The organism is Pedobacter sp. 01T416_2 (assembly GCF_056398925.1).
In genome coordinates this window covers 1-8150 of the sequence record NZ_JBFTQI010000205.1, presented here as the reverse complement: position 1 = coordinate 8150, position 8150 = coordinate 1, and the positions used below count along the sequence as shown (strand labels likewise).

Sequence of the window (8150 nt, the reverse complement as noted above, 5' to 3'; positions counted from 1 at the left end):
TACTATGGTGGGCCAACCATTAGGTTCGTTTTTCGTAATCAAAGCTTTGGGGGTTAATCCTGCAACTGGTGATATGATGTATGAAGATCTTAATAAAGATGGATTTATTACTGGTGATGACAGGCAGTTTTTAGCAAGTCCGCTTCCTAAATTTTATGGCGGTTTAAACAATACTGTATCATACAAAGGAATCGATTTGGGTATCATGTTTCAGTATTCATATGGTAACTACCTGTATAATCTAGCTGCAGAGGGTACAGGCGGTAATGGAAGTTTAGGTGCAGCTGCAACAGCTACTGCAGTTGCTACAAATGTAGCTCAAGAGGTATTCGACGGCAGATGGACACCAACTAACACAGAGGCGGAATATCCAAGAGCTGTTGGTGGCGCAAGAGGTACTTATAATACTCAGCGTTCGTCTAGGTATTTAGAAGATGCAAGTTACATTCGATTGAAAAATATCACATTAGGATATTCTTTGCCTAGTAGTTTCCTAAATAAGATAAAATTATCTAGTGCAAGAGTTTATGTTTCTGGACAAAACTTACTAACCTTTACTAAATATAAAGGATTTGATCCTGAGGTTTCATCTGATTTTACCATTGCTAATACAGGGGTTGATCAAGGTGCTATCCCTCAGTTTAAAACAGTTATGTTCGGTATTAATGTTGGCTTATAATTCTCAAAAATGAAAAATAAAATATTTTTAATAGCTGTAGCCATTATTGGTTTAATGTCTTCATGCGAAAAACAATTGGATATCGATCCTAAAACTTCATTGTCGCCAGAAACGGTTGGCCCGGCTGATGTTCAGAAATTGTTAGCTGGCGTTTATGACGGCCTTCAAGAAGGTAATACAAGTTACTTTTACCTAAGTTATGCGGTAGAAGATCTGTCTGCCGATAACCTTGCTTATCGTGCTACTTTCTTTCAGAATGGGGAGATTGATAATAATGCTATCTTAGCTAATAATGTTTTAACACAACGTTATTTCAATGCCCCATACGTAGTTATCCAAAGAGCAAACGATCTTTTAGAGGTTTTAAATAACTCCACTACGGTTCCTGATGCGACTAAAAAGAGCCTTTTAACTCAGGCTTATTTTTTAAGGGCTTATGCTTACTATAAGTTGGTTACCCTATTTGGTGGCGTACCGGTTGTTTTCAATAGAGATGTAGTAAAAGTTCCGCGTAAATCTGTTGATGAGGTATATGCGCAGATTTTAAGTGATTTAAAAGCAAGTGTTGATGCTGGTGGTGTGAGTACAGATAGTAAATATGCCTCTGCTGATGCTGCAAAAGGATTACTGGCAAGAGTTTACCTCATTAAGAAAGATTATGTTAATGCAAAGAAATTTGCAGATGAGCTGATCGTAAGTCCTAAGTATGCATTAGCTGCTGATTATAATTCAATATTTGCTCCTCCTTATAATTCATCAGAGCATATCTTTAAAGTTGTTTTTACGCAAACAGAAGGATCAAATTCTTTGTCGTACTTTCTACAACATCCATCTATGCCAGGTGGAGGACGTGCAGAGTTACCAGTTGATGCAAGTTTAGTTGCAGCTTATGAGCCAGGTGATCAAAGAAAAGCGGCTTCAATGACGCAAATTGTTGCACCGGCTGCAAACCCAGGTTGGTACAGYCGTAAATATCAGGACCCAACTGGTGCGGCGGCACATCCTTATTACATTTTAAGGATTGCCGAAATGTATTTAATTTCAGCTGAAGCACAATTCTTAACCTCAAATAATGCAACCGATCCAATTGCTCTGGCATCTATTAACAGTGTTAGAACAAAAAGAGGTTTAGGTGCTTTAACAACTTTAACGCTGCAAGACATTATTAAAGAAAGAAGAGTTGAATTGGCTTTTGAAAATACAAGATGGATGGACATGAGAAGAACACCTTCTCCAACAAATCCTGCTAAATCTATGGCAACCGTATTTTTAGAGGCTAAGGGGAGATCTATCAATGATGAGATTTATCCAATTCCTCAGGCAGCTATTGATGTAAACGACTTATTAAAGCCTAATAATCCGGGTTACTAATTACCTTCATTAATTTTTTAAAAGGCCTTATCCATCTAACAATGGGTAAGGCCTTTTTGGTTTCATGCCTACCCGTAATTTCTTCTAAGCGATTGTTTTCGGGTGAGTTAAATTAACTAAACAGGAAGAGACAAAGCAGTAGTTAAGCTGATGTATCTTTTTTTTGATCGAACGTCAAGTAATCTTTCATAAAGGGGTTTGTTGAGTGTTGCATGGGGAATTAATATTGTTTTTCTATGTTTTGTTGGTTTTTTTAATAGACTTTAGTTTTTTTTGTGGGTATAAGTTTTTGATTGAAATGTTTTAAGTCTTATATTGGGTAATATTATTAACTAAACTAAAATTTTTTATGAAAAAACTTCTACGGAATTCATTCGTGTTTCCGTTTATTGCAAATTTTGCAATAAATTACGATCGAATTGCAGCAAAAATCCCTGTCATGTGGGATGATTCATCACCCTTTTCTGATTTATGTGTTAAAATGAAGTTTCAACTGACAGAACCACAACAGTTGTAAATTACGATAGCACATTTTATCATTCAATTAACAAATATTATTTCTTTAATTTTTTTACAAAAAAAGGTTAACTGACTAAATGAAGTTAATCTGTTTTTTAAGGGTATATTGATTTTTKAGTGAATAATGCAAATATAAAATTGTAAAATTTGCATTACAGAATACTAAGTCATATATTGGATTATTATTAACTAAACTAAATTATTTTTATGAAAAAACTTCTACAAAGTTTGTTCATATTGCTATTTATTGCCACCTCAGCAATAGCGCAAGATCGAACAATCACTGGAACAGTTACGGCTCAGGAAGATGGATTACCCCTTCCTGGCGTAAGTGTAAAAATTAAAGGTGCAACTGGCGGAACCACAACTGGTGCAGATGGCAGGTATTCACTTAGAGTTAATGGCAGAGTAACCGCACTAGAATTCTCTTATATTGGTTTCTTAAGCCAAACAAAAGCTATTGGCGGTAGTAATGTGGTTAACCTACAGTTAAAAAGCGATTCTAAAACATTATCTGATGTCGTAGTAACAGGTTATACCACACAATCAAAAAGAGATGTTACCGGGTCAATAGCGAGTGTAAGTGGAGAAAAGCTTAAAAACTTACCTGTTCAGAGTTTTGAACAAGCATTAGCAGGTAAAGCAGCAGGTGTAAACATCATTCAGCCAAACGGCGTTTTAAATAACCCTCCTGTTTTCAGGGTGCGTGGTTTTAACTCTATCTCTTTAAGTTCTTACCCATTAATTATTGTTGATGGTATTCCCGTATTTACGGGCGATCAATCGGCTAACAGTGCTGCAGGTAATGCATTGGGAGACATCAACCCTGCTGATATCGAATCAATCGATATCTTAAAAGATGCGGCTTCATCTGCAATCTATGGTTCTAGGGCAGCCAACGGCGTTGTAGTGATTACTACTAAAAAGGGTAAACAAGGGGTAACTAAAATTAATTATGAAGGTTGGGTAGGAACTACAAAAGCCCAAAACCTAACACCATTATTAAATGCCGCCGAATATGTTCTGATCAAAAATGAATCAAGAACAAATAATGGCCAGGCTCCAGCATTCTTTCTACAAACAAAATCGGATGGTTCACAAGTAGAAACCAATTGGTATGATTACGCTTATAGAACAGCCACATCTCAAAACCATGCTTTAAATTTTTCTGGGGCAAATGAAAAAACTTCATATTATGTATCATTAGGATATAGTAATCAAGAAGGTTTTATCATCGGAAACTCTTTTGAAAGGAAAAATGGCCGTGTAAATATTGATCATAAATTATTTAAAAACGTAACCATTGGGACAAACTTTTCATACAGTAATACTTTAAATCGTGCGCCCAATACAGGTTCTTTGCCTGGGCAGGCTTTCTCAACAGTTGGCTTGGGTAGGTTGGCCATTGTATTGCCTCCAAACGTAGCGGCATATAACGAAGACGGCTCTTATAATGTAAATGCGCCAGCAGGCTCTGTCGGTTTAGGCGCAAATACCATTGCATCAAATTATCCGAATGCAGCTGTGTTGGTACACGAAGATAAAAATACATCAGAAAGCGACCGTATCATCGCAAATGCTTATGCTTCAATCCAGATCGTAAAAGGCTTAACTTTTAAAACCACTTATGGTTTAGATAATCTTAAAATCGATAACAACTCATTCATTAACCGTTTACAGGGCGATGGGTTTTCTTATGGCGGTGGTGCTACCAGTAATTTTGTTAAAAATAGCAGATGGAACTGGTCTAACACCTTAAGCTATAACGGTGTATTTGGTGATCATACTTTGGGTGCATTTATTGGCGCTGAAGACCAGTATACCAAATCTCTTGGTTATGGTGCAACCAGACAAGGGGTAATTGATCCTTTCATTGAAGTCTTTCAGGGAGCCTTTGGTGCCATTACTCCTGCTGGATTAGTGCAGGGAGATAATGCTTTCCGCTCTTATTTTGGTAGTATCAATTACGATTATAAAAAGAAATATTATTTAACCGGATCTTTCAGACGTGATGGTTACTCCGGATTATCAGCCGGGAATAAATATGGTAATTTCGGTGGCGCATCAGCAGGTTATGCCATTTCAGAAGAAAATTTCTATAAGGACCTCGGTATCAGTAAAGTCTTAACACGGATCAAATTACATGGAAGTTATGGAGAGGTTGGAAATATCAACATTGGTAATTACCCAGCCTTGTTCTTATATAATCCAGGCTTATACGGTTCTTCACCAGCACTGTCTTTTTCACAAGCAGGTAATCCTGACTTACGGTGGGAGACTAGTAAAAAGGCCGATATTGGAATTAACTTAGAATTTTTAAGTGGACGTTTCTCATTAGATGTAGATTATTACCACAATGATATCGATAACCTGGTTCAGAACGCACCTCAAGCACCTTCAAAGGGTGTTCCGGGAAATGCAATCACAACCAATGTTGGTAAAATGTATAACAAGGGGCTTGAATTTACATTAAATTCAAGGAATTTTGATGGTGATGATTTCGGTTGGACAACCAGTTTTACTTTCAGTACATTGAAAAACGAGGTTACTGCTTTGGGTAATAATAATGCAGATTTATTTGGCGCTACCTCTTTAGAAACTGCAAATATTACGAGGGTTGGTTATCCTATCGGTTCGATCTATACTGTGGAAACTGCGGGTGTTGACCCTGCAACCGGTGAGCGTATTTTCGTTAATAGGTTTGGACAAAAATTAAGGTTCAGTTTTGGGCGTGCTACCGCAGCCCGTTACCAGTATCTTGATGGCCCGAATGCAGGCCAAAATGCCCCAGCAATTGATGCCGCATTAGATGCCACAATAACTGGACAATCAATACCAAAATGGTTCGGTGGTTTGGACAATAATTTCCGTTACAAAGCTTTTGATTTAAGTTTAGGGTTAACATTCTCGGGTGGTAACAAAATTTACTACGGATCACTGGCTGGTCTTCGTGATCAACGTTTTTGGAACAATGAAGCAGGTGTTTTAAACAGATGGACTACACCAGGTCAGATTACAGATATACCCCGTGTTGTTTATGGTGATAATACTTCAAATGGATCTGCTTTTGCACAATCACAGAATGTTTTCTCTGGTAATTTCTTAAAAGTTAGAAATCTAGCTTTGGGTTATACGCTTCCAAAAACACTTTTAAGTAAATATGGCATTTCAAACGTTAGGGTATATGCGCAATCTAGCAACCTTTGGATAATATCAGATTATCCAGGGCCTGATCCAGAGGTTTCTGTAAATGGTAACTCTACTACAACCGGAAATAGTGGTAACCTGGCGCCAGGCGTAGATAGAAACTCTGTGCCATCAGGTAGAACATTTACTTTTGGTATTAATGTTGGATTTTAAAATTAGAGATCATGAAAATTAAAATGAATAATAAAATAAAATATCTTTTTATAGCTGCTCCCTTGCTCTTCGCGTCATCATGTAAAAAGGATTTCTTAACCACAGCTCCAGATACAGCTTTACCAATTGAAGATGCATTTGCCAATCCGGATAGGATTTTGTCGCAGGTGAATGGAATATATGCAGGTGTAAAAAGTGGCCAGTTTTATGGTGGAAGGTATTTAATCTATAACGATATCCGTGGCGAGGACTTTGTGGTAAATAAACCCAACGGGGTAACAGGTTTAGATACTTGGAGGTTCAATTTAACTTCGAATACCAATGAGGTTGTTAATTTATGGGGCGCAATTTACGCTGCAATAAACAGGGCTAATCTGGTTATTGAAGGCGTAAATGCCAATGCATCTTTACTTGCCCCGGCAGTAGCGAAACAATATATTGCAGAAGCCAAGTTTTTGAGGGCTTTAAGTTATTATAGCGCATTACAATTATATGCAAAACCCTATATTACGGATAACGGTGCCAGTCTGGGTGTACCCTTAAGACTTAAAGGTGAAAAGGATCTGACTGGTAACGACTTAAAGAGAAGTACTGTTGCCGAGGTGTATACGCAAATTTTAAAAGATTTAAATGAGGCAGAGCCAGACTTGGCATTAACTTTACCAACAACGGCAACATCCATAAGGGCTTCCAGAAATACTGCTATTGCCTTTAAAACCAGAGTATACCTGGCGATGGGGAATTTACCTGCAGTAGTTACCGAAGCCAACAAAATTGTTAGCGCAGCAGCACCGTTTAAAGCAACAACAGGTACACCCTTACAGTTAGAAGCTAATATTGCTACTGTATTTGGTGGTGCTTATACAGGTAACGCTACAGCTACTGAAGCAGCATTGTCTTTTCCTATGGCTGATTTAGATGCGCCGGGGACACAGAATCAATTGGCTTATTATTACAATGTTTCACCAAACCAAGCGGGCGGTAATGAAGAATATTTCTTAAATCCTACAGGTATTTTGGCCAATCCTGTTTTCGCTGCCGCTTCTACCGATGCAAGAAAAAGCTTGACTACAGTTTCTGGAGCAAATACCTATTTAACTAAATTTAAGAGACCGTCTCCGTATACCGATTATATTCCTGTAATCAGATATGCTGAGGTTTTATTAAACTTAGCAGAAGCTACTGTGGTAACTGATCCTGTAAGGTCTATTGCACTATTAACTGCAGTTAGACAAAGATCCAATCCAGGGTATGTATTTCCAGCAACCGATTTATTACCTGCTAATTTGAAAAACACTATCCTAACCGAAAGAAGAATCGAATTGCTTGGGGAAGGTTTTAGATCTCCAGATGTAATGAGGTTGGGTGCTGGCTTCGTGGCGAAAAGTGGATCTCAAGGTACTGCTCCTGCAATTCCATTTAATACTGCAGGCTATATTTGGCCAATATCGGCTAATGAGGTTCAAAACAATAAATTGATTGTTCAGAATTAGATTTGTTCTTTAACAAGAAAGCCTGGCGAAGAAATTCTTCGCCAGGCTTTCTTGTTTATATAGTAACTATTTCTTATCCACACTATACTTACCCGGCCCAATAAAAATCAGTCCGAAAAATACAATACCCAATTCTATTGCATGACTGGCACCGCCTAATCCATCTCCTTTACCAAAATGAACCAGTGCCGCAATAATCATCGTAAAGATTAATAAAATCAGCGCCGGACGGAAAAACAGCCCTACAATTAGCAAGAAACCACCAAAGGTTTCGGTAGCGGCGGCCATAAAACCCCAAAATATAGGTAAAAAGTCTATGCCGATTACTTTCATACTTCCTCCCAGCCCGGCCCAACCGTTTGGGCCGCCTGCAAGTTTCGGGAAACCATGAATAATAAACATGGTGCCCAAACCAATACGTAGCAGCAACAAGCCAGTATTGCGGTATTTTCCTAAATTATCTAAAATTGCCATCCTATAAATATTTAAATTGAACGTTATTTGTTTCTACTTTTAAGTTTACCTCAGCACCTAAAACCATACTGAGGTTATTATCGATATGTCCAGTTGGAAAATTAAAGCAGACTGGAAAATCATAGTCCTTAACAATATCCCAAATTACCTCATCAGCCGTTTGCCCGAAAGAAATCTTTTCTTCTTCAATCTCATTAAAGGCACCAATAATCAAACCCTTTAAGACTTTTAGCTTACCCGCCCTTTTCAGCATC

General features: G+C 37.9%; 4 protein-coding genes and 2 pseudogenes. 4 read left to right on the top strand and 2 right to left on the bottom strand.

Going from position 1 to position 8150, the window contains the following annotated elements; translation table 11 throughout:
* From AC1DPQ_RS10855 to AC1DPQ_RS10840, 4 genes and pseudogenes are all read left to right on the top strand, one after another.
* Window positions 1-679, top strand: a pseudogene (locus AC1DPQ_RS10855) (SusC/RagA family TonB-linked outer membrane protein); the annotation flags it as partial.
* Window positions 680-688: 9 nt separating this feature from the next.
* Window positions 689-2050, top strand: a complete 1362-nt coding sequence (locus AC1DPQ_RS10850; protein WP_477609228.1) for a RagB/SusD family nutrient uptake outer membrane protein — start codon at window positions 689-691, stop codon at window positions 2048-2050.
* Between the two features lie 726 nt (window positions 2051-2776).
* Window positions 2777-5929 carry a SusC/RagA family TonB-linked outer membrane protein gene (locus AC1DPQ_RS10845; protein ID WP_477609226.1) on the top strand — a complete coding sequence of 1051 codons (3153 nt, stop codon included), beginning with the start codon at window positions 2777-2779 and terminating at the stop codon, window positions 5927-5929.
* Window positions 5930-5940: 11 nt separating this feature from the next.
* Complete coding sequence (locus AC1DPQ_RS10840) at window positions 5941-7422, top strand: RagB/SusD family nutrient uptake outer membrane protein (RefSeq protein WP_477581012.1); 1482 nt, start codon at window positions 5941-5943, stop codon at window positions 7420-7422.
* A 66-nt stretch (window positions 7423-7488) separates the two neighbouring features.
* Here AC1DPQ_RS10840 and AC1DPQ_RS10835 read toward each other — a convergent pair whose 3' ends face one another.
* Together AC1DPQ_RS10835 and AC1DPQ_RS10830 are read right to left on the bottom strand one after the other, a co-directional pair.
* Window positions 7489-7896, bottom strand: coding sequence for a DoxX family protein (locus tag AC1DPQ_RS10835; RefSeq protein ID WP_477609224.1), 408 nt, complete (start codon window positions 7894-7896; stop codon window positions 7489-7491).
* Between the two features lies 1 nt (window position 7897).
* Window positions 7898-8150: pseudogene (locus tag AC1DPQ_RS10830) on the bottom strand (LD-carboxypeptidase); the annotation flags it as partial.

What these genes read in the sequence shown, in the direction of transcription:
- AC1DPQ_RS10845 (WP_477609226.1), top strand. Translation starts at nt 2,777, where the DNA reads ATGAAAAAACTTCTACAAAGTTTGTTCATATTGCTATTTATTGCCACC.
- AC1DPQ_RS10840 (WP_477581012.1), top strand. Translation starts at nt 5,941, where the DNA reads ATGAAAATTAAAATGAATAATAAAATAAAATATCTTTTTATAGCTGCT.
- AC1DPQ_RS10835 (WP_477609224.1), bottom strand. Translation starts at nt 7,896, where the DNA reads ATGGCAATTTTAGATAATTTAGGAAAATACCGCAATACTGGCTTGTTG.